Origin of the sequence: Jiangella gansuensis DSM 44835, from assembly GCF_000515395.1 — a bacterium.
GTDB lineage: Bacteria > Actinomycetota > Actinomycetes > Jiangellales > Jiangellaceae > Jiangella > Jiangella gansuensis.
This window is the reverse complement of the sequence record NZ_KI911782.1, coordinates 20908-42699: the sequence shown is the minus strand read 5'-3', so window position 1 is coordinate 42699 and position 21792 is coordinate 20908. Positions and strand designations below refer to the sequence as shown.

The following is a 21792-nucleotide window of genomic DNA, read 5'->3' as shown; positions in this document are numbered from 1 at the left end:
CACGTGGAGGGAGGTATCCGTGGGGGTTCTGCAACGCTTCGAGCGCCGGCTCGAGAACCTCGTTCAGGGCGCGTTCACCCGGGCTTTCCGGTCCGAGGTCCAGCCCGTCGAGATCGCGGCTGCCATCCAGCGCGAACTCGACAACAACGCGCAGATCGTCAGCCGCGACCGCTCGCTCGTCCCGAACGACTTCGTCGTCGAGCTGGGCCCCAGCGACCACGATCGCCTGTCCGCGTACCTCGGCACCCTCGCCACCGAGCTGGTCGAGTTGGCTCGCGAGCACGCGGATCTGCAGCACTACGCCTTCACCGGCCCGGTCGGTGTGGGGTTCGAGCGGCACGAAGACCTCGGCACCGGCGCCTTCCGCATCCGCAGCGCGGTTCGCGCGGGGGTCGACCGCGGCTCGTCGTTCGCGCCTTCCCCCACGACGGAGCGGCAGGCCGCGGCGTTCCTCATCATCAACGGCACCCAGCACCCGGTCGTCGCACCGGGTGTGGTGCTCGGCCGCGGCAGCGAATGCGACCTGCGCATCGACGACCCCGGCGTCTCCCGGCGGCACCTCGAGGTCCGGGTGTACCAGCAGGGCACACAGCCCCAGGTCGTCGCCGTCGACCTCGGCTCCACCAACGGCACGACCGTCGACGGCGCCCGGATCGGGCAGGCGCCCCTCAACGACGGCTCGCGCATCGTTCTCGGCTCCACCGTCGTCGACGTCCGTCGGCGCACTCCCGGGAGGTGAACGGGTGTCGGAGCTGACGCTCACGGTCATCAAGCTCGGCTTCCTCGCCGTCCTGTGGCTGCTGATCCTGTCCGTCACGTCGGCCATGCGGGCCGACCTGTTCGGCGTGCGGCCACCGAAGCAACCCAAGCCGGGCAAGGAAGCCCGCGAAGCCGCCCGGCAGACCCGCCAGCCGCGAGCCGGCAAGGGCACACCCACCAAAGCGGTCATCGTCGAAGGCCCCGACACCGGTCGTGGCGCCGCGCTCGACGGCCAGCCGGTCACCTTCGGGCGCGGCGCCGACTGCACGGTACCGCTGGCGGACGAGTACGTCTCCACGCAGCACGCCCGCCTGCGGTTCCACGAGAACCAGTGGTACGTCGAGGATCTCGGCTCGACCAACGGCACCTACGTCGGCAACCAGCGACTCACCCGCAGCACGCCGGTCACCGCCAGGAGCAGGTTCCGCCTCGGCAAGACCGTCGTCGAGCTGCGGAAGTAGGACCCGATGCCGTTGACGCTGCGCTACGTCGCGCGCTCAGACGTCGGTCTGGTCCGGGAGGGCAACGAGGACTCCGGCTATGCCGGCCCTTACCTCCTGGCCGTCGCCGACGGCATGGGCGGGCACGCGGCCGGCGAAGTCGCCAGCCAGGCCGCCATCGACGAACTCGTCCTGGCCGAGCACGACCCCAGCGACACCGACCCGCTCGAGGCCCTGACCGTCGCCATCGAGGCCGCCAACGCCCGTATCCGGCAGCTCATCGTCGACGACTCCAGCCGCGAAGGCATGGGCACCACGGTCACCGCCATCATGTGGACCGGCAAGGCGCTGGGTCTGGGCCACATCGGTGACTCCCGCGCCTATCTGCTCCGCGACGGCTCCATCCGCCAGCTCACCCACGACCACACGTTCGTCCAGTCACTCGTCGACGAGGGCCGCATCACACTCGAGGAGGCCGGTGTCCACCCGGCGCGCTCGCTGATCCTCAAGGCGCTGCAGGGCCAGGGCGAGGTCGAGCCCGATCTGGAGATGCTCGACGTGCAGCCCGGCGACCGTCTGCTGGTCTGCAGCGACGGCCTCACCGGCGTGGTGTCCGACGCCACCCTGGAGGAGACCCTCGGCTCGCATGCGCAGCTGGACGAGGCCGCCGACGAGCTCATCCGGCTTGCCCTGGCCGGCGGCGCTCCCGACAACGTCACGCTCGTGCTCGCCGACGTGCTCGAGACCGATACGCCGCGGCAGCCCGACGACACCGCCGAGGCGTACCTGGTGGGAGCCGCCGCCAGTGACGCCCCGGCGCCGCCGGAGCGGCCGCACCGGCGCCGGCCCGGCGCGGCTCTGCGCGGATTCCTCGGTGCCGAGGAGAAGCCGACTCCCGAGGACCTCGAAGCCATGCGGTACGCGCCGCAGCCGCCGCGGGGTTTCCGCTGGGGTCGCGCCCTGGTCGTGGTCGTGGTGGTCGGCCTGCTCGGCTGGGCCGGGCTCAACCTCGCCAACGGCTGGATCCGCGACCAGTACTACGTCGCCGACAGCTCCGGCCAGGTCGCCATCTACCAGGGCGTCAGCCAGGAGATCGGCCCGATCCGGCTGTCGGAGCTGTACGACATCCCCGGCGGCCTGCCGGTGGAGGCGCTGCCTGAGATCTACCGCGAGCAGGTCCAGGGCACCATCACCGCGGACGACCTCGACGACGCCCAGCGCGTCGTGGCCGGGCTCCGCCTCAATGCCTGCCGTGCCCACCAGCGGCTGGGCACGCCCGCTCCCACTCCGACGCCGACGCCGACGCCGACGCCGAGCCAGACCACCCCCGCCGCGGCCACGACGACCACGCCCGCGCCGGGCGCTGAGGACGAGAACCCAGATCAGCCGAACGACGAGCAGGACGGCTGGCTCGGCAACGAGGTCGGCTACCCGGGGCTGCTCTGTGCAGGTGCATCCTCATGACTCTCGACCGTGCCCGCGCCCGCCTCGAACCGCCGGCGGCCGAATCCATCGTTCCCCGTCGTGGCCGGGGTACCGAGCTGATCCTGCTCGTCTTCGCCATCGGCATCGCGACGTTCGCCTACATCAACGTCGACCTCGGCGCGCTCGGCCGGGTCCCACCGAACGCCCTGGCCTACCTGGGTGGTCTGGCGGTGGCCACCGGCATCGCGCACGTCGTCATCCGGATCCGGGCGCCGTACGCCGACCCGGTGATCCTGCCCATCGTGGTGACGCTGTGCGGGCTGGGCCTGGCCATGATCCACCGGATCGACCTCGCCAAGGACACCACCCACGCCACGGTCCAACTGACGTGGATGGCCGTGGGCGTCGGGCTGTTCGTCCTGGTGCTCATCTTCGTCCGCGACCACCGGGTGCTGTCCCGGCTGCCGTACCTGGCCGGACTGGCCGGACTGCTCCTGCTGGTGCTGCCACTGCTGCCGCTCATCGGCCACTCCGTGCGCGGCGCCCGCATCTGGATCAACATCGGCGGCATGACGTTCCAGCCGGGTGAAGCCGCGAAGATCATCCTGATCATCGCGTTCGCCGCCTACCTGGTGCAGACCCGCGACGCCCTGGCACTGGCCGGGCGCCGCATCCTCGGCGTCGACCTGCCCCGCGCCCGCGACCTCGGCCCCATCCTCGTCGTCTGGCTGGGTGCCCTGGGCATCCTGGTCGTCCAGAACGACCTCGGCCCCTCGGTCCTGCTGTTCGGGATCTTCGTGCTGATGATCTACGTGGCCACCGAGCGCATCTCCTGGATCATCCTGGGCCTGCTGCTCATCGTGGCCGGCGGACTGGCCGCCAACGCCGTCGTCAGCCACGTCCAGGACCGGGTCGACTTCTGGCTCGACCCGTTCATCGACCCGACCGGGCAAATCGCACAGTCGCTGTACGGCCTGGCCTACGGCGGACTGCTCGGCACCGGCCTCGGCCAGGGCCGCCCCGAACTCACCCCGATCTCCGAGAGCGACTTCATCGGTTCCGCGCTCGGTGAGGAGCTCGGCCTGACCGGGCTCATCGCGATCATCCTGCTGTACGCGCTGCTGGCCTCCCGCGGACTGCGCGCCGGCCTGCTGCTGCGCGACCCGTTCGGCAAGCTGCTAGCCGCGGGCCTGGCCGCCGGGTTCCTTCTGCAGGTGTTCATCGTGCTGGGCGGCGTGACCAAGCTCATCCCGCTGACCGGCCTGACCACACCGTTCCTGTCGCTCGGTGGGTCGTCACTCGTGATGAACTGGGTCCTCGTGGCGTTGCTCATCCGACTCTCCGACGCGGCCCGCCGGCCGGTCCCGCCGTCGTCGGACTCCTCGCCGACCGCCGAGACCGCGGTCACCCAGGTGGTGAGAATCCGGTGAACTCGCCCATCCGCCGCATCTCCGCGGGCTGCTTGTTGCTGTGCGTGGCGCTGCTCATCAACGTCACGTACGTGCAGGCGTTCTGGGCCGACGAGCTCAACGCGCGGTCCGAGAACCGCCGGGTGCTGCTCGACGAGTACTCCCGCGAACGCGGCCCCATCCTGCTGGCCGACGACACCCCCATCGCCCAGTCGGTGCCGAGCGACGACGAGTACCAGTTCCTGCGCCAATACCCGCAGGGCCCGATGTACGCCCCGCTGACCGGCTACTACTCCTATTTCTACGGCCGCACGGCGCTGGAGCGGGCGCAGAACGACATCCTCTCCGGCGACGACGACCGCCTCTTCGTCCGGCGCCTCATCGACCTCGTGACCGGCGAGGAGCCCCGAGGTGGCGCCGTCCGGCTGACCATCGACCCGGCCGCTCAGCAGGCCGCATACGAGGGACTCGAAGGCTACAAGGGTGCCGTCGTGGCCATCGACGTCGAGACCGGCGCCATCCTGGCGGCGGTCAGCACCCCGTCGTACGGCCCCAACGCCATGGCCAGCCACTCCATCGAGGAGCAGCAGGCGACCCGCGAAGCACTCGAAGCCGACCCGGACAAACCGGACCTCAACCGTGCCTTCGCCCAGCGCCTGCCACCGGGTTCGGTGTTCAAGCTGGTCACGGCGGCGGCCGCACTCGAGAGCGGCGACTTCGCCGCCGACACCGAGGTCCCCGGCCCGGCCGAGTACGACGTGCCGTTGTCCACCAACGTGCTGCGCAACCAGAACCAGCAAGCCTGCGCCGACGGCACCCCCACGCTGACCGAGGCGCTGCGGGTCTCGTGCAACACCGCGTTCGCGTACCTGGGCAACGAGGTCGGCGAGGACGCGTTGCGCGAGCAAGCCGAACGGTTCGGCTTCGGCACCCAGCCGCTGACCAATGACGACATGAACGCCGCCACCAGCGTGTTCCCGAGCGAACTCGACGAGGCCCTCACGTCGTACGCGTCCATCGGGCAGTACGACGTGTCCGCCACGCCGTTGCAGATGGCGATGGTGTCCGCGGCCATCGCCAACGGCGGTGTCCTCATGGAGCCGTACCTGGTGCATTCGGTACGTGGCCCGGACCTCGTCAGCCCGATCGCGCAGACCGAGCCGGAGGAACGCACCCGCGCCGTCTCGCCCGAGACGGCAGAGCAGCTGACCGAGATGATGGTCGACGTCGTCGAGAACGGCACCGGCGAGAACGCCCAGATCGACGGCATCCAGGTGGCGGGCAAGACGGGTACCGCGCAGACTGGCCGCGAGGAGGACCCGCCGTACGCGTGGTTCACGTCGTTCGCGCCGGCCGACGAGCCACGCGTCGCGGTCGCCGTCGTCATCGAAGAGGCACCGGACACGGCGCGCGACGACATCGGCGGCGGCCGGCTGGCCGCTCCGATCGCGCGCGACGTCATGGAGGCGGTGCTGGGGTCGTGACCATCCTCACTGTTCGGTCAGGAGCAGCGCCGAGGATGCCGATGACGGTAGCCTGCGCGAGGTTGAGACGAGAAAGGGCCGCACAATGAACGAGTTGCGACTCCTCGGAGATCGCTACGAGCTGGGCGAGGTCATCGGCCGTGGTGGCATGGCCGAGGTCCGGCGCGGCCGCGACTCCCGGCTGGGCCGCATCGTCGCGTTGAAGATGCTGCGGGTCGACCACGCCGGCGACGCCACCTTCCAGGCCCGGTTCCGCCGCGAGGCCCAGTCGGCCGCGTCGCTCAACCACCGCAACATCGTCGCCGTGTACGACACCGGCGAAGACATGGTCGACGGCCACCGCCTCCCGTACATCGTCATGGAGTACGTCGAGGGCCAGACGCTGCGCGAGATGCTGCAGGACCGCGTCCGCATCACCCCCGAGCGCTCCATCGAGATCCTCAGCTCCACCCTCGATGCGCTCGAGTACAGCCACCGGGCCGGCATCGTCCACCGCGACATCAAGCCCGGCAACATCATGATCACCACCGGCGGTGAGGTGAAGGTCACCGACTTCGGCATCGCCCGGTCGCTCGCCGACACCGGGATGGCGCTGACCCAGACCGCCGCCGTCGTCGGGACCGCACAGTACATCTCGCCGGAGCAGGCCCGTGGTGAGCAGGCCGACGCACGCAGCGACCTCTACGCCAGTGGTTGTGTGCTGTACGAGCTGTTGACCGGGCGGCCCCCGTTCATCGGCGAGTCGCTGGTGTCGGTGGCGGTCTCACACGTTCGTGAGACCGCGACACCGCCGTCTGCGCTCGACCCGTCCATTCCGCCGGAGCTCGACGCCATCGTCATGAAGTCGCTGGCCAAGGACCGGCTGGACCGGTACCAGAGCGCCTACGACATGCGGGCGGATCTCGAGCGGGCCGCGGCCGGGCTGCCGGTCGCCGCTGCTGCGGACACCTCGGCGGCCACCCAGCTCATCGCGCCCGGCGCCGGCATGGTGGCCGGCGGTACCGAGGCGATGCCGCTCGACGACGACACGCCCTACCCGGACGAGCCGCTCGAGGACGAGGACGAGCGCAAGGGCTTCAGCTGGTGGGCCGTGGTACTCGGCGCGCTCGCCGTCCTGGCCATCGCCGGCCTCATCGGCTACCTGATCTTCAACTCCGGCGGACCGGCGCAGGCCACCGTGCCCAACCTGGTCGGCATGACGCAGGAGGAGGCCGAGACCCGGCTCACCGAGGAGGGCCTCGAGCCCGTCGCCGAGTCCGAGCCGGTCTCCGACGAAGCCCAGGTCGGCACCGTGATCCGGCAGGACCCGCGGCCGTCCACCCAGCTCGACGAAGGCACCGAGGTCACCATCGTCGTCGGTGCACCGCCGGAGATGGTCTCCGTCCCGGCCGTCATCGGCCGGCCGCAGGCCGAAGCGGAGCAGCTGATCCGCGACGCCGGCCTGACGCCCGGCAACGTCGAGCGCGTGGACAACGAGGCCGAGGCCGGGCAGGTACTCTCGACCGACCCGGAGAGCGGCGCGTCCGTCGCGCCCGGCACCACGGTCAACCTGGTGATCTCCAGCGGTGAGGTGGCCATCGAGGTGCCCAACCTCGTCGGCATGAGCGAGGAAGCCGCGATCAACGCGCTCGAACGCCTCAGCCTGACGCCCGACGTGCAGCGCGAGCCGGCCGACCAGCCGGAAGGCAACGTGTTCCGGCAGGAACCCGGCGAGGGTACCGAGCTGGAGGAGGGCGACACCGTCATCATCTACGTCGCCGAGGCGCCGCCGGACCCGGAGCCCACCGACGAGCCGACCGAGACCGAGACGGAGACGCCTACCGACGAGCCCACGGGCGACGAGACCGGTACCGAGGGCGGCACCGAGACCGGCGGTGAGGCCGGCAACGAAAGTGGCGAGAACGGCAACGAGAACGGCAACGAGAGCGGCGAGCAGGGCACCGAGAACGGCAACGATGGCGGCCTGCTGAACCAGTAGATTCGGCGGCCAGCCTGCTTGCAACCGCGGGCTGGCGGCCGGGTACCGCTCAGACCAGTTCGAACGAGGGGCCATGGGTAACCACCGGGGCCAGTCCGGCGGAGCGCTGCACGGCGCCGTCGTCGCCGCAGACGGTGAGCCAGTTGGCCAGCATGCGGTGGCCGCCCTCGGTGAGCACCGATTCCGGGTGGAACTGGACCCCCTCGACCCGCAGGGTGCGGTGACGCAGCGCCATGATCACGCCGCCCTCGGTGCGGGCCGTGACCTCCAGCTCGTCCGGCACGGTGGCCGGTTCGACGGCCAGTGAGTGGTAGCGGGTGGCGGTGAAGGGGTCGCTGAGCCCGGCCAGCACGCCGGCGCCGTCGTGGTGCACCTGGCTGGTCTTGCCGTGCAGCAGCTCCGGCGCCCGGTCGACCGTGGCCCCGTACGCGACGCCGATGGCTTGTAGCCCGAGACAGACCCCGAAGATCGGTACCGTGCCGGCGAGGGTGTGGATGAGCTCGATGCAGCCGCCGGCCTTCTCCGGCGTGCCCGGCCCGGGAGAGAGCAGCACGCCGTCGAACCCGGTGGTGTGGCCGATCTCGTCGTTGCGGCGCACCTCGCACTCGGCCCCGAGCTGGGCCAGGTACTGGACCAGGTTGAACACGAAGCTGTCGTAGTTGTCGACCACGAGGATGCGTGGGCTCACGACGTCGTTCCTCCTCCGATAGAGCCGGTGTAGCCCGGCATCGTGACGCTGCCCTCGTCGGCGACGTCATAGCGCAGCCCGACGGTGTCGGCCCAGTGACGGTACTCGCGCACCGCGGGCGAGGTTTCGAGCGCGTCGCGCATCGCGTCGGTGTCGCCGATCGCGGTGATGGTGTACGGCGGATAGAACGTGCGCCCGTGCAGCAGCAGCACCGAGCCGACACACCGGATGGTGCTGGTGGACACGATGCGCTGGTCCATGACGGTGACGGCCTCGGCGCCGCCGGCCCACAGAGCGTTCACGACGCCCTGCAGGTCCTGCTGGTGAACCAAGTAGTCCTCGATGTTGAACTCGTCGGGCTGCTCCTCGGCGTTGGCCGGCAGCGGCGCGTCGTCCATGGTGACCGAGAGGGCAGGACCATCGACCGGGGTCAGCCCGGCATCCGGCATCAGTTCCTCGATCTGGCGGTTGATCTCCTCCGTCTGGCTGTCGCCCTTGCTGGCCGCGAATTCCTCGAGCTCGGCGTCCAGCTCGGCGACCCGCGCCTCCAGTTCCTGGACCCGTCGCTCCTCTGCCCGCACCAGGTCCGAGAGCTCCAGGATGTCGCTTCCGCGCAGGTCGTCGCCGTCGGATGCCTTGGCACTGGTGACCAGGAGGAGACCGCAGAACGCCAGCACGACAGGCGCGAGCACCTTCCACGTGCGGCTGTTGCCTGCTGGCTGGCTGATGGTTCACCTCCGGGTGTTCGGTCACGGCCGGCTCCGCGCGATGTGGGCGGCGAGCCTGCTGACGACTACGCTAGCCGAGCACCACCGCAACCAGCCAAGACGGAGAGGACCGACTCGTGCCCATATCTCGCCGCCGTCGCAAGGACGACGACTACACCCCGCCGGAGCGGCGCGAGGTCAAGGACCCGACAGCCTCCGGTCCGTGGGTCGTCCCCACAATGATCGCACTTCTTGTCGTCGGGCTCGTGTGGATCGTCATCTACTACCTCGTGGGTGAGGACATCCCGCTGATCCAGGACCTCGGTGGATGGAACCTCTTGATCGGCATGGGCCTGATCACCGGAGGCTTCATGACCGCAACCCGGTGGAAGTAGGCTCCTGACCTGCCGAAACAGGTTGTCCACAGCTTATTGCACACCTGTGATTACACGCGTGTAATTTTCCCCAGTGGGGATAACTCCTGTGGATAACTGGACGCCGCCCGGTGGACGGCCAGGCTGAGAAGGCGCGAAAAAGCCCGGCCCGAACCCACGAGGGGATCGGGCCGGGCGAGAAGTGCCGCTCAGCTGATGGCGACCAGGATGACGGTCGAGATGATCACCGCGGCGAGCGCGCAGCCCGTCACCGACCACGCCATGCGCTGCTCCCGCGGCGCGTAAGCGAATACCGCGGCCAGCCCGGTGCCGATGACGAGGCCACCCAGGTGGGCCCGCCAGTCGATGCCGTCGATGGTGAAGCCGAGCACGAGGTTGAACGCCAGGATGCCGACGACGGCACCGGTCTGCCGCCCCAGCCGGCGCATGATGACGAACAGCGCCCCCATGAGCCCGAAGACCGCGCCCGACGCACCGTAGGACAGCGTGTACTCCGACGCGGCCAGCAGCGACGCCGCGGTGCCGCCCAGTGCGGACAGCAGGTACAGCACGATGAACCGCCACCGGCCGAGCACCGGCTCGAGCGAGCTGCCGAGCACCCACAACGCCAGCATGTTCATGCCGATGTGCAGCGCGTTCTCGTGCATGAACGCAGCGGTGACCAGGCGGTACCACTGGCCGTCGGCGACACCGAGGTCGATGCCGTCGTCGCGATGACCCAGCACGAGACCGAGCTGAACGCCGAGCTCGTTGGTGTTCCACTGCCGAGCGAACATGCCGTACAAGGTGTCGGCCGAAGTGCCCCGCACCAGGCCGAACAGCCACACCGCCACGTTGATGACCAGCAACGAGATGGTGATGGAGGTGGCGTTCTTCTCCCGGATCGTGCCACCCAGCACGGTGCGCGCGCTGCGGACTCCCTTGCGGCCTTCTGCCACGCACTGCGGACACTGGAATCCGACCGGCGCGGACAGCATGCAGTCCGGGCAGATGTGCCGCTCGCACCGGGAGCACCGCACGTACGTCTCGCGGTCGGGGTGCCGATAGCAGGTCGGTACGGCGGGTCCGCCGGGTGGCGGCCCGCCGGTGTCGCCGGCGGATCCGGTCATGTGGGAACCTGCGTTCAGCTTCCGGTGACGGTGACCGACTCGATGACGACGGGCTCATTGGGCCGGTCGGCGCGGTCGGTGGGCGTGGTGGCGATCGCGTCGACGACCTGGCGGCTGTTCTCGTCGGCGACCTCTCCGAAGATGGTGTGCCGGCGGTTCAGGTGCGGCGTGAGCCCGACGGTGATGAAGAACTGCGAGCCGTTGGTGTTGGGCCCGGCGTTGGCCATGGCCAGCAGGTACGGCTTGTTGAACGCCAGCTCGGGGTGGAACTCGTCGGCGAAGTCGTAGCCCGGGCCGCCGGTGCCGTTGCCCAGGGGGTCGCCGCCCTGGATCATGAAGCCGGAGATGACGCGGTGGAAGACGGTGCCGTCGTACAGCTTGTCGTTCGTCTTCTCGCCGGTCGCGGGGTTGACCCACTCGCGCTCGCCCTTGGCCAGCTCGACGAAGTTGCGGACCGTCTTGGGAGCATGATGGGGGAACAGCACCATAGTGATGTCACCGCGGTTGGTGTGCAAGGTGGCATGAAGCTCGTCGGCCACGGGTAAGCCCTTCACGTTGATGTTTCTCGATTTTGCTCCATCCTCCCACGCCGTGGCGTGAGCGGGCATACGGTCGGTACAAGGCAAGATCGGTGTGGACAGAACGGGGTAAGGGGCCCTGCAGCGATCCGATAAGGGAGGCCCAAACGTGAGCAGGCTATTCAACCGGCGGAAGAGCCGTACCGGCGACGCCAAGGTGCGCACGCAGGAGGCTGCCGAGCAGGCCCGCAAGGCCGCTCGGGACGCCAGTCGGCGAGCGCGCGATGCCGCGGCGCCGGTGGTTGACTCCGCCCGCGAACGCATCACCCCGGTGGTCGAGACCGCCGTCGACAGAGTGAGTCCGAGGGTCCAGGCCGCAAAGGAGAAAGTCGGTCCGGCTGCCTCGCAGGCGCGCGAGACGCTCATGCACGACGTGGTGCCGCGCGTGGCGGATTCGCTGGCCATTGCCGCCGACAAGTTCTCCGAGCGCGCGCACGACCTGTCCGAGCGCACGTCCGCGTTCGCCGAGCAGGCCGAGAAAGCCCGCAAGAAGAAGCGGCGCCGCAGGTTCATGGGGGTGCTCGGCGGGTTCGCCGCTGCCGGTGCCGCGGTGGCGGCGGTCGTGCGCCGGCGCAGCCAGTCCGAGCAGTGGACCACGTACGACCCGTCCACCGGCCCGTGGGCACCGGCGCCCACACCGGAGAAAGCCGAGAAGGACGAGAAGGACGCCGAAGGCGCCGTCGACGGCGAGTCCGTGAAGAGCGATGCCGAGAAGTCGGACGGCAAGGCCGGCAACGACGGCAACGACGGCAACGACGGCGACGACGAGCCTGGCGCGATGTCGGCCGAGAAGAAGGCTCCGGCCAAGAAGACCACGGCGAAGAAGGCTCCGGCGAAGAAGGCCGCCGCCAGCACCACCAGTCAGGCCACGCTCGACGGCGGGCAGAACTGACGGGTAGGGGCGCCTGCCGGGTACCCCTACCCGGTCACGTCCGCCAGCGTCGCCATGTCGCCGAGCACCCGTGCGGCGGCCCGCACCAGTGGCACTGCCAGCAGCGCCCCGGTGCCCTCGCCGAGTCGTAGCCGCAGATCCAGCAGGGCAGGTTCGCCGAGCCGATCGGGCAGTGATCGCCCGCCCGGCTCGGCGGATTCATGTCCGGGGACGAGGTAGCCCGCGGCGTCCGGACACAGAGCGACGGCCGCGAGGGCCGCGGCGCCGGTCACGACCCCGTCCACCACGACGGGGACCCGTGCGGCCGCACCCGCCAGCATCACCCCGGCCAGCGCGGCGTGCTCGAGTCCGCCCAGCGAGGCCAGCGTGGCGAGCGGGTCGCGGCCGGAACCGTGGCGATCGAGTGCGGCCCGGACCACCGCGACCTTGTGCGCGGTCTTCCCGTGGTCGAGATTGGCGCCCTTGCCCGTCACGTCGGCGGGGTCGGCGCCGGTGAAGGCAGCCAGCAGGCACGCCGATGCCGTCGTGTTGGCGATGCCGACCTCGCCGGTCACCAGGAGGTCCGTGCCGGTCCGAATCAGTTCGGTGGCCACCCGCGCCCCCGCGAGGACCGCCGCGCCGCACTCGTCGGCGGTCATCGCCGGCCCGGCCGTCAGATCCGCTGTTCCGGCTCGGATCCGCTCGTCCCGGACGCCGTCGGGCACGGCACCGGTGGTCAGTGTTCCGACGTCGACGGGGACGACACGCGCGCCGACGGTCGCCGCGATCGCGTTGACGGCCGCGCCACCGGCCGCGGCGGTGGACACCATGGCCGCGGTGACGGCTTGCGGCCAGTCCGAGACTCCCTGCGCGTGCACGCCGTGGTCGGCGGCCGCCACGATCACGGCCGGCGCCGACGGGACGGGCGGCGGGCAGGTCCCGGCCATGGCCGCCAGCCGCACCCCGAGGTCCTCGAGCCGGCCGAGGCTGCCTGGAGGCTTGGCCAGCGCGGCGTGCCGTTCCCGGGCCAGCCGGGCAGCCTCGGTGTCGACGGCCGTGACCGCCGCCACCAGCTCCTTCACGGTGGACGTCATGCCCGCACCTCTCCCATGATCGCGTGCAGCGCGGCGACCAGCCGGCTGTTGGTCGCCTGGTCCCGGACCGCGACCCGCACCGCGCGGTCGTCCAGGCCGGGGAACGTGTCCGCCCGGCGGGCGGCCAGCCCGTGGACGAGCAGCCGCTCGCGCAGCCCCGGCATCGCTCCCTGGACCAGGACGAAGTTGGCGTGCGTGTCCCAGACCCGCAGGCCCGGTACGTGGCGTAGCTCGCCGACCAGACCGGCACGGCGTCGGGCGACGTCCTCGGCCCGCTCACGGCGTTCGTCCTCGGCTCCGGCCAGCGCCTCCAGGGCGGTCAGCGCGAGGCTGTTGCAGCTCCACGGCTGCCGGCCGGAGGTCAGCCGGGCGACCAGCGGCTCCGGCCCGACGAGGTAGCCGACCCGCAGCCCGGCCAGGCCCCAGAGCTTCGTCAGACTGCGGACCGACACGACACCGGCCAGGTCGCGGCGCCCGGCCACGCCGTCGGCGTCGTCCAGGAACTCCGCGAACGCTTCGTCGACGACGACCGTGCGGCCGGGCCGGGTCAGGGCCGCGACGGTCGCGACCGGGTCCAGGGCGCCGGTGGGGTTGTCCGGCCGTCCGAGCACGACGAGGTCGGCGTCGGCCGGTACCGACGACGGGTCCAGCAGCCAACCTCGTGCGGGGTCACGCGGCACCCGGACCACCGGGACGCCGGCGGCCCGCAGCGCGGCCTCCGGCTCGGTGAAGGACGGGTGCACGCACGCCGCGAGCCGGGGCCGCAACACCTGGGCGATCAGCCAGAACGTCTCCGCCGCGCCGTTCACGACGAGGCATTCCTCGGCGGGCCGTCCGTGCCGGGCGGCAGCGGCCGCGCGCGCCGGCCGGTCGTCGGGATAGGCGGCGAGTCCGTCGACCGCGCTGCGAAGCCGCTCGGCCAGCCAGGCCGGCGGGCCGAGTTCGACGTTGACAGCGAGGTCGACGGTGCCGGCCGGCACCTGGGTGTCGCCGTGCTCGCGCAGCTCCGGGAAGCCGCCGGCCGCCGCCGCGCCGCCCACCGGACGGGCGGCGTCCTCCTCCAGCCGGACCACGCGCCCCCCGACCACGAGCAGCGCCTCGTCGGCGGCCGCACAGAGCGTCTGGACGCAGCGCCCGTGCAGGTCGACGTAGAACCGGGCACCAGGCCCGCCCGCATGGACCCCGAGACCCGGCTGCCCGGCGATCACCAGCACCTCCGCGTCGGAACGGGCGACGGTGCCGGCGAAGGTGGTCAGCTCGGCGACGAGGCGATTTTCTGCTGCCGCTCGGGCCGCCGGATCCGGCACGTCGTCGCCGATGAACAGGCCGGCCGACTCCATCGCTTCGGCCAGCCAGGTGTCCAAGGCGTCCACCAGCACGAAGGCACCGGGCCCGGCCTGGTTGACGGCCGCGGCGAGGTCGAAGGTCTCGAGCGTGCGCCAGTGTGACGGCCGGTCCGCCTGGTGCCGCTCGACCCGGGCGCGGAACTCGTCGTCGCGGACGACGGCCGGTGCGACCACGACCACCGGACGACCACTGGCGGCGGCCCGGCGCGCGGCCAGCCCCGACTTGCCCGACTTCTGCCCGCCGAGCACGACAGTCAGCCGTCCCAGCCGTTCGCCGATCATGAGGGCTCCTCTCACGCCAGCCCCGCGACGACGGCCGCCACCGCGAGGTTCGTCAGGATCACGCCGGCGCCCATGACGTCCCCGGTGACGCCGCCGATACGCCGGCGCGCCGCCCGCCGCAGAGCCAGCACCGGCACCGCGGCCGCGCCCAGCACCACCGGTGCCCACCACCAGGCCGGCAGCACCACCAGGACGGCCGCCACCAGCACCGTCCCGGCGGCGAACAGAGCGCCAGCCGGGCGCAACCGGCCCAGCCGGGCACCCTGGCCGTCCGCACGAGCTCCCGGCGTCCACGCGGCCAGAACGAGCGGCGCGGCCCGTCCGATGACGTGGCCGGCCAGCAGCACCCGGGCCGCATCGGCCGGACCGAGCGGGGCGAGCAGCGCCACCCGCAACAGCAGGTCACCGCCGAGCGCCAGCGCGCCGTAGCTGCCCAGGCGGCTGTCACGCATGATCTCCAGGCGTCGCTGCGCGGTCGATCCGCCCCACAGGCCGTCGGCGGTGTCGGCGAGGCCGTCCTCATGCAGCGCACCGGTCACGATCACCGTCGTCAGCACCGCCACCACCGCCGCCGCGAGCGATCCCAGCAGCGGCTCGGTGGCCCACCACGCCGCCAGCCCCACACCACCGACAACCACCCCGACCAGCGGGAAGTAGGGCGCGGCGCGGTCGAGGTCGGGGTCGTGCCGGCCGACCGGGATGCGCGTCAGGAAACCCAGCGCCGCGCGGGCGCCGGCGATCACGGCAGCCCCGCCAGCTCACGCAGCACGGCGCCGTCGACATGGTGCTCCACGATGTCCGCGAGTAGGTCGAACGTGTCGTCGAGCGTTCGGTCGGGCCGGGCCCCGAACAGCGCCTCCAGCACCGCGGGATGCTCGAACATGCCGTGCAGATAGCAGCCGAGCACGTTCCCGCGGGCCACCACCAGCGCGTCGTCGACTGCCGCGTCGAGTGGGCCGTCGGCCACGGTGCGACCCTGCCGGATCTCGTAGCCGTCGAACTGAAGGCCGGCCAGCCCGCGCCAGGACCCGGACAGCGACGGCAACCGCAGCGTCCGGTGCCGCACCAGCTTGTCCGGTGCGTACGTGGTGGTCAACGGCAGCAGGCCCAGGCCGTAACCGCTGCCGTCGACACCGTGCGGATCGACCAGCCTCCGGCCCAGGAGCTGCAGTCCGCCGCACACGCCGACGACCCTGACCGCCGGACGCGCGGCGGCCGCCCGGACGGCATCGTCCAGTCCGGAGGCCCGCAGCCAGTCGAGGTCGGCCGATACGTGCTTGGAGCCGGGCAGGATCACCGTCGCCGCTCCGTCCAGGTGCCACGGCGCGGTCGCCCAGCGGACGTCCGCCACCTGCTCGAGCAGCGCGAACTCGTCGAGGTTGGAGGCCGCCGGATGCCGGACGACGGCGACGGGCGGCAGCCCGCCGCGGCGCGGCGCGTGCAGTGCGGCGCCGTCCTCGTCCGGGAGGTCGTGCCGGACCATCGGCACCACCCCGACGGTCGGCACCCCGGTCAGCTGCTCCAGCTGTTCCGGGCCGGGCGGCAGCAGGCTCGCGTCACCGCGGAACCGGTTGAGCACGAAGCCGCGAATGCGCTCTCGGTGCCGCTGCGGTAGCAGTGCCCACGTCCCGTAGAGATGGGCGAACGCCCCTCCGCGGTCGATGTCAACGGCCAGCAGCACCGGCGCGTCAGCGCGCTCGGCCACCCGCATGTTGACGATGTCGTTCGCGGCCAGGTTGATCTCGGCCGGGCTCCCGGCCCCTTCGATGACCACCAGGTCGTACTCGTCCAGCAGTTGGCCGAGCGCCTGGTCGACCGTGGGCCACAGCGCCTCGCTACGGTCGTGCCAGGGCCGCCGGGAGAGCTCGTGGTCCACCTGGCCGAGCCGGACCACCTGGCTGCCACCGCGCTCCGGCTTCAACAGCACCGGGTTCATGCGCACGTCCGGTTCGAGCCCGGCCGCCCGCGCCTGCAGCCACTGCGCCACGCCTATTTCTCCACTGGCGCCATCGCGGCGAGCCGCCGAAGCCCCACCCCCACTGGCGCCATCGCGGCGAGCCGCCGAAGCCCCACCCCCACTGGCGCCATCGCGGCGAGCCGCCGAAGCCCCTTCACCACCGGCCACGACCCGCGCGTTGTTCGACATGTTCTGGGCCTTGAACGGCGCCACGCGCAGGCCCTGGCGGGCGTACCAGCGGCAGAGCGCCGTCGTGAGCAGGCTCTTCCCGGCCCAGCTGGTGCAGCCCTGGATCATCACGGCGGTCATCGGTATCGCCTCCGTCGCGTGCCGTTGCGCGGCATTCCGCCGGCCCGGCGCAGCGCCGCGGCGGTGTCGCCCGCCGTCGGCGCACGGCCGCCGGCCGCGAGGACGTACACACCCGGCTTCTCCAGCCGGATCCCCAGCCGCAGCGCGAGCGCCGCCATCGGCCACCCGGCGTTCGGCGACGGCGCCCGCGCGGCTTCACGGCGCAGGTCGGTGAGCCGGACCGTGCGGCCGGCGAGCGCCAACCCGGTGACCCGGGCCGGCAGGAGGTTCAGCAGGTCGTCGGCTCGCGCGGCGACAGTGCCGGCGTGGCGCCAGCGCTCGGTCCGGTAGCCCCAGACGGCGTCGGCGGTGTTGGCGAACCGGTACAGCGCGGCCGCCGGCAACCCGCCGACGGCGAACCACAGCAGCGGCGCCACCACCGAATCGGACAGGTTCTCGCCCAGCGACTCGATGGCCGCCGCCCGCACCTGCTCCGGCGCCAGCTCCGAGACGTCGCGGCTGACGATGCGCGCCACCGCGGCACGCCCGGCCTCGACGCCGTCGTCGGTCAGCGCTCGCTCGACCGCGGCCACCTCGTCCAGGAGCAACCGGTGCGCGAAGAGCGGCCACAGGGCGGCGCCCAGCACGGCGGCCCGCCGCCACGGCGGCGCGTCCCGCACCGTCCGCTCAACCAGCCGGCCGGTCAGGAACGCCGTCGCCGCGCCGGCCGTCCAAGCGAGCGCACCGGCGACGACCGCCCGGTCGCGGGGCCGAGCGGGCACCCGGCGTCCGGCCGCGGCGAGGTACCGGCCGGCGAGCCGCACCGGATGCACCGGGAGCGGCGGCTCCCGCAGCGCGTGGTCGAGGGCGAGCGCCAGCGCCAGCGCACCCGCCCGGGCCGCGACCAGCCGTCTATCCATGCTTCGCGTCCAGCACCGGCGCGGTGGGCACGACACCGCCGGAGCGCAGCGGGACGACGACGACGCCCCCGTCGGGGTCGGTCAGCACCCGGACCCGGGCTCCGTAGTGTGTGGAGATCAACGCCTCGGTGAGCACCGCCGGCGCCGGGCCCTGAGCGACCGTCTCGCCGTCCACCAGCAGGACCAGATGGTCGGCGAACTGGCCGGCCGTGGTCAGGTCGTGCAGGGCACTGACGACGGTGATGCCGCGGTCGGCACGCAGCCGGTCGACCAGCTCGAGCACCTGCTGGGCGTGGCCGAGGTCGAGCGAACTCGTCGGCTCGTCCAGCAGCAGCACCGGCGCCTGCTGGGCCAACGCCCGGGCCAGCACCGCACGCTGGAACTCGCCCCCGGACAGCGACGTCACCGCCCGGTCCGCGATCTCGCGCAGCTCGAGGGTATCCAGCAGCTCACCGACCACGCCGAGGTCCTCGGCCGACTCCGTGCCCAGGTACGGGATGTACGGCGTGCGGCCGAGGAGCACGTAGTCGAGGACGGTCATGCCGTCGGGCCGGGCCGGCTCCTGAGGGACGACGGCCACCAGCCGGGCCCGCTCGCGGGACCGCAGACCGGCCGGGGCGACCCCGTCGATCTCGATCCGGCCCTCGTGCTCGACGGTCCCGGCGATGGCCCGCAACAACGTCGACTTGCCCGCGCCGTTGGGACCCACCAGCGTGACCCAGCTGCCCGCCGGGACAGTCAGGCTGACGTCGCGGATGACGGTGCGCTCCAGGAGCGTCACACTGACGTCGTCGACCCGCAGCGCGCTCACCAGGGCCTCCGGGAACTGCGCAGCACCAGCGTGAAGAACGGCGCCCCGACGAATGCCGTGACCACACCCACCGGCAGCTCACCGGGGGACACCAGGGTCCTGGCGGCGAGGTCGGACAGCACCAGGAACATCCCACCCACCAGCGCCGCCAGCGGCAGCACGACCCGATACGACGAGCCGGCCAGCATCCGCACGATGTGCGGGACGACAATGCCGACGAACCCGATCAAGCCGCTCACGGAGACCGCGGCGGCGGTGCCGAGCGTCGCCGCCAGGACCACCACCAGCCGTACCCGGGCGGCCGGGACGCCGAGGGTGCCGGCCTCGTCGGGCCCCACGCTCAGCACGTCCAGCAGCCGGCGATGCGCGAAGATGACCGCACCGGCCACCACGATGTACGGCAGCACCGTCAGCACCTCGTTCCAGCCGGCGGTCAGCAGCCGGCCGAGAATCCAGCCGTACACCTCGCGCAGGGAGTCGCTGTTGCGCTGGTTGACGTACGTCTGCACGGCGGCGAGGAACGCCGCCACCGCCACCCCGGCGAGGATCAGCGAGTTCGTGCTGCGCCCGCCGACGCTGCGGCCGAGCGCGTACGTGGCCGCCACACCCGCCACGCCGCCGACGAACGCCGCCAGCGGCACCAGCCCGCGGCTGCTGCCGGAGACGATCGCGAAGGTCGCGCCCAACCCGGCGCCGGCGGCCACCCCCAGCAGGTACGGATCGGCCAGCGGATTGCGGAACACGCCCTGGTAGCCGGCCCCGGCAATCGCCAGCATCGCCCCGACCAGCAGCCCGAGCACCACGCGCGGCGCACGCAACTGCCACAGCACCGCGGCCTCGCGCTCGTCCAGACCACCGTCGAGCTGCACACCCGGAACGCGGTTGGCGACCTCGACCAGGACCCCACGCAGCGGTAGCCCAGCCGGACCGACCGTCATGCCGAGCAGCACCGCGACGATCAACCCGGCCAGCGCGACCGCCAGCCACCGCCGGGGCAGCCGGACCGGCCGCAACGGGGCTGGCGCGACATCCGTCGCGTCACCCGCTACGTTTCGCCGGCCGGCCGGCCTACTCACGGTGTCACTCTGCCTCACTCCGCCGGCGCGAGCGCCGACCGCTGCTCGACCACGACCCGAAGGTGGTCGACGATGCGCGGACCCCACCGGCTGGCGATGTCCGGGTCGACCTCGACGATGCGGCCTTCCTGCACAGCGGTGAGTTGGTCCCAGCCCGGCCGGGCCGCGATGTCGTCGGCCACCACGCCGCCCACGCCGCCGTCGGCGAAGAAGATGACGTCGGGGTCGGCGGTGAGGATGTGCTCGGGCGCCAGCTGCGGGTAGTCACCGCCGGCCGCGCCCGCCGCGTCGGCGATGCTCGTCATGCCGGCCAGCCCGTAGATCTCGCCGATGAACGTGTTGCTGGTCACCGTGTACAGGTTCGGGTCGAGCTCGTGGAAGTAGGTGACCGGCTCGGCGTCGGCCGGCACCTCGGACACCAGCTCCTCGATGTCCGCCTGCATCTGGGCGACCACCTCGGCGGCCTCGCCGACCTGGCCGGTCGCGGCACCGAGCTGCTCGAGCTGGGTGTAGGTGTCGTCCAGGGTGACGGCCGACGGCAGGATCAGCGTCGGCACACCCACGAGGTCCAGGCTGTCCACCAGCTCGCCCGGGTCGCTGGAGGCGACCACCAGGTCGGGGTCGTATCCGGTGATCGCCTCGACGTTCGGCTCGAAGCCGGACAACTCCGTGGTGGGCGCGTCGGCCGGGTAGTTCGAGTAGGAGTCGGCGGCCACCACCTTGTCGCCGGCTCCGATGGCGAACAACATCTCTGTCGCCGTGGGCGACAGCGACACGATGCTCTCCGGCTCGGCGGCCAGCTCGACCGCGGCGTCGCCGGTACCGACGGTGACGGGGAACGCCGTGTCGTCGTCGGTGTCGCCGTCCGCGCCCGCCTCGGCACCAGCGGTCTCGGACGGGGCGGCGGTGCCGCCGTCGTCGGAGTCGTCGCCACAGGCCACCAGGGCAAGCGGGAGCGCGGCGGCCACGGCCAGCCGCGACAGGGTCTTCATCACACTGCGCCTCCTTCATGACGGTGAAAGGGCGCGGGCGACGGGGATCGCCTGCGAACCGCCCTTCTACCGAGGACGTATCCGGGCCACGAGGCTGGCGACCTGGCTCGTCCGTCCGCGGTGGCGGGCGGCTTCACAGTTGCGGGACAGCGCCGGAATGAAACCGGACTTCGCAGACACTCGTAGCACCCGAGCCGCAGCCCGGGCATTCGTGATCCTAGCGCGCCGGCCGGGTGGCCGGACGGTCAGGTGTCGAGCAGGGTGACCTCCAGGCCGGCGACCGTCTCCGGATCGGTGACGATCTCGATGCCGGAGATGGTGCCGGCGGCGGTGAAAGCGAACCGGAACACCGCCCGCGGCTGGCCGTTCGGCGCCCAGGCCGCGCCCGCCATGCCGTCGACGACGGCCGGCCGTGCCGCCTGGGCCCGCCCGGAGAACGTCGCGGCGACCGTCGACGCGCCCTCGAGCACCGGTGCCAGGGCCGGCGCGCCCTTCGCCTGAGCCTGCGTGGCGAACTCCACCGCCCCCTGATCGGCGTGCAGCACGACCCCGGGGTCGAGCAGGGCGAGCAATGCCTCGAACTCGCCGTTGCGGGACGCGGCCAGGAATGCGTCCACCACCTCCCGCTGCCGGCCGAGGTCGGCGTTCGGTGCCTCGGCGCCCTGGACGCGGCGACGGGCACGGCTTGCCAGTTGGCGGGTCGCGGCCGGCGACCGGCCCAAGATGGCGGCGATCTCGTCGAACGGCACCGCGAACATGTCGTGCAGCACGAACGCCAGCCGTTCCGCCGGCGCCAGCGAGTCGAGGACGACCAGCAGCGCCGGCCCGATGGAGTCGGCCAGGACCGCCTCCCGCTCCGGATCGTCACCGCTCGGCACCGGCTCGACCGCGCCGGTGTCGAGTGGCTCCTCCCGACGCGACGAGCGCGAGCGCAGCATGTCCAGCGATACCCGCGACACCACCGTCGTCAGCCAGCCCCGCAGATTCTGCACCTCACTGGTGTCCGTGCGGCTGAGCCGGAACCACGACTCCTGGACCGCGTCGTCGGCCTCACTGGCCGAACCCAGCATCCGGTACGCCACCGCACGCAGATGCGACCTGTTCTCCTCGAACCGCCGTGCCAGCCAGTCGTCGTGATTCATCGCGTCACATTCTCCCGATCCGATCCGTCACAGCGATGACG

Annotated in this window: 21 protein-coding genes and 1 riboswitch; of the genes, 8 read left to right on the top strand and 13 right to left on the bottom strand. The window is 71.9% G+C overall.

Annotated features, from left to right (window positions below; all coding sequences use genetic code 11):
• Positions 1–19 precede the first annotated feature (19 nt).
• From JIAGA_RS0100225 to pknB, 6 genes are all read left to right on the top strand, one after another.
• Positions 20–739, top strand: a complete 720-nt coding sequence (locus JIAGA_RS0100225; protein ID WP_026874127.1) for an FHA domain-containing protein — start codon at positions 20–22, stop codon at positions 737–739.
• Positions 740–743: 4 nt separating this feature from the next.
• Positions 744–1220, top strand: coding sequence for an FHA domain-containing protein FhaB/FipA (locus tag JIAGA_RS0100220; RefSeq protein ID WP_026874126.1), 477 nt, complete (start codon positions 744–746; stop codon positions 1218–1220).
• A gap of 6 nt (positions 1221–1226) precedes the next feature.
• Positions 1227–2663 carry a PP2C family protein-serine/threonine phosphatase gene (locus tag JIAGA_RS26495; protein ID WP_051425488.1) on the top strand — a complete coding sequence of 479 codons (1437 nt, stop codon included), beginning with the start codon at positions 1227–1229 and terminating at the stop codon, positions 2661–2663.
• Entirely contained in the window at positions 2660–4054 is a 1395-nt protein-coding gene (locus tag JIAGA_RS0100210; protein WP_051425487.1) for an FtsW/RodA/SpoVE family cell cycle protein, read from the top strand. The genes JIAGA_RS26495 and JIAGA_RS0100210 overlap by 4 nt, the downstream gene beginning before the upstream one ends.
• Positions 4051–5517, top strand: a complete 1467-nt coding sequence (locus JIAGA_RS0100205) for a peptidoglycan D,D-transpeptidase FtsI family protein (protein ID WP_026874124.1) — start codon at positions 4051–4053, stop codon at positions 5515–5517. Before JIAGA_RS0100210 ends, JIAGA_RS0100205 begins: the two co-directional genes overlap by 4 nt.
• An 85-nt stretch (positions 5518–5602) precedes the next feature.
• On the top strand, positions 5603–7495 hold the full coding sequence (gene pknB, locus JIAGA_RS26490; RefSeq protein WP_051425486.1) for a Stk1 family PASTA domain-containing Ser/Thr kinase: 1893 nt from the start codon (positions 5603–5605) through the stop codon (positions 7493–7495).
• Positions 7496–7544: 49 nt separating this feature from the next.
• On the opposite strand, the gene JIAGA_RS0100195 is transcribed toward pknB, so the two are convergent.
• Complete coding sequence (locus JIAGA_RS0100195) at positions 7545–8183, bottom strand: aminodeoxychorismate/anthranilate synthase component II (protein WP_026874123.1); 639 nt, start codon at positions 8181–8183, stop codon at positions 7545–7547.
• The gene (locus tag JIAGA_RS0100190) at positions 8180–8875 is read right to left on the bottom strand and encodes a DUF881 domain-containing protein (RefSeq protein WP_035811906.1); all 696 of its coding nucleotides are present in this window, start codon (positions 8873–8875) and stop codon (positions 8180–8182) included. The genes JIAGA_RS0100195 and JIAGA_RS0100190 overlap by 4 nt, the downstream gene beginning before the upstream one ends.
• Positions 8876–9027: 152 nt before the next feature.
• Here JIAGA_RS0100190 and JIAGA_RS33550 point away from each other — a divergent pair, with 152 nt between their 5' ends.
• The gene (locus JIAGA_RS33550; protein ID WP_026874121.1) at positions 9028–9285 is read left to right on the top strand and encodes a cell division protein CrgA; all 258 of its coding nucleotides are present in this window, start codon (positions 9028–9030) and stop codon (positions 9283–9285) included.
• A 188-nt stretch (positions 9286–9473) separates the two neighbouring features.
• Here JIAGA_RS33550 and JIAGA_RS0100180 read toward each other — a convergent pair whose 3' ends face one another.
• Complete coding sequence (locus tag JIAGA_RS0100180) at positions 9474–10394, bottom strand: rhomboid family intramembrane serine protease (protein WP_035811905.1); 921 nt, start codon at positions 10392–10394, stop codon at positions 9474–9476.
• Between the two features lie 14 nt (positions 10395–10408).
• Positions 10409–10933, bottom strand: coding sequence for a peptidylprolyl isomerase (locus JIAGA_RS0100175; protein WP_026874119.1), 525 nt, complete (start codon positions 10931–10933; stop codon positions 10409–10411).
• A gap of 148 nt (positions 10934–11081) precedes the next feature.
• On the opposite strand from JIAGA_RS0100175, the gene JIAGA_RS0100170 reads away from it, so the two are divergent.
• On the top strand, positions 11082–11864 hold the full coding sequence (locus tag JIAGA_RS0100170; RefSeq protein WP_026874118.1) for a hypothetical protein: 783 nt from the start codon (positions 11082–11084) through the stop codon (positions 11862–11864).
• A 26-nt stretch (positions 11865–11890) separates the two neighbouring features.
• Here JIAGA_RS0100170 and cobT read toward each other — a convergent pair whose 3' ends face one another.
• The 9 genes from cobT to JIAGA_RS0100125 form a co-directional block, all read right to left on the bottom strand.
• Complete coding sequence (gene cobT / locus JIAGA_RS0100165; protein WP_026874117.1) at positions 11891–12937, bottom strand: nicotinate-nucleotide--dimethylbenzimidazole phosphoribosyltransferase; 1047 nt, start codon at positions 12935–12937, stop codon at positions 11891–11893.
• Complete coding sequence (gene cobC, locus JIAGA_RS33545; RefSeq protein WP_084469357.1) at positions 12934–14565, bottom strand: Rv2231c family histidinol phosphate aminotransferase CobC; 1632 nt, start codon at positions 14563–14565, stop codon at positions 12934–12936. Before cobC ends, cobT begins: the two co-directional genes overlap by 4 nt.
• A gap of 11 nt (positions 14566–14576) precedes the next feature.
• The gene (gene cobS / locus JIAGA_RS26480) at positions 14577–15308 is read right to left on the bottom strand and encodes an adenosylcobinamide-GDP ribazoletransferase (protein ID WP_035811904.1); all 732 of its coding nucleotides are present in this window, start codon (positions 15306–15308) and stop codon (positions 14577–14579) included.
• Positions 15305–16831 (bottom strand): cobyric acid synthase, encoded by a 1527-nt coding sequence (locus JIAGA_RS0100150; RefSeq protein WP_026874116.1) that lies wholly within the window; start codon positions 16829–16831, stop codon positions 15305–15307. The genes cobS and JIAGA_RS0100150 overlap by 4 nt, the downstream gene beginning before the upstream one ends.
• On the bottom strand, positions 16828–17730 hold the full coding sequence (gene cbiB / locus JIAGA_RS26475) for an adenosylcobinamide-phosphate synthase CbiB (protein ID WP_035811902.1): 903 nt from the start codon (positions 17728–17730) through the stop codon (positions 16828–16830). Before cbiB ends, JIAGA_RS0100150 begins: the two co-directional genes overlap by 4 nt.
• Positions 17723–18541, bottom strand: a complete 819-nt coding sequence (locus JIAGA_RS26470; RefSeq protein WP_051425484.1) for an ABC transporter ATP-binding protein — start codon at positions 18539–18541, stop codon at positions 17723–17725. The genes cbiB and JIAGA_RS26470 overlap by 8 nt, the downstream gene beginning before the upstream one ends.
• The gene (locus JIAGA_RS0100135; RefSeq protein WP_084469356.1) at positions 18538–19635 is read right to left on the bottom strand and encodes a FecCD family ABC transporter permease; all 1098 of its coding nucleotides are present in this window, start codon (positions 19633–19635) and stop codon (positions 18538–18540) included. Before JIAGA_RS0100135 ends, JIAGA_RS26470 begins: the two co-directional genes overlap by 4 nt.
• Positions 19632–20609 carry an ABC transporter substrate-binding protein gene (locus tag JIAGA_RS0100130; RefSeq protein WP_035811900.1) on the bottom strand — a complete coding sequence of 326 codons (978 nt, stop codon included), beginning with the start codon at positions 20607–20609 and terminating at the stop codon, positions 19632–19634. The genes JIAGA_RS0100135 and JIAGA_RS0100130 overlap by 4 nt, the downstream gene beginning before the upstream one ends.
• A gap of 73 nt (positions 20610–20682) precedes the next feature.
• Positions 20683–20823, bottom strand: a riboswitch (cobalamin riboswitch).
• A 31-nt stretch (positions 20824–20854) separates the two neighbouring features.
• Positions 20855–21751 (bottom strand): sigma-70 family RNA polymerase sigma factor, encoded by an 897-nt coding sequence (locus tag JIAGA_RS0100125; protein ID WP_026874113.1) that lies wholly within the window; start codon positions 21749–21751, stop codon positions 20855–20857.
• Between the last annotated feature and the right edge of the window lie 41 nt (positions 21752–21792).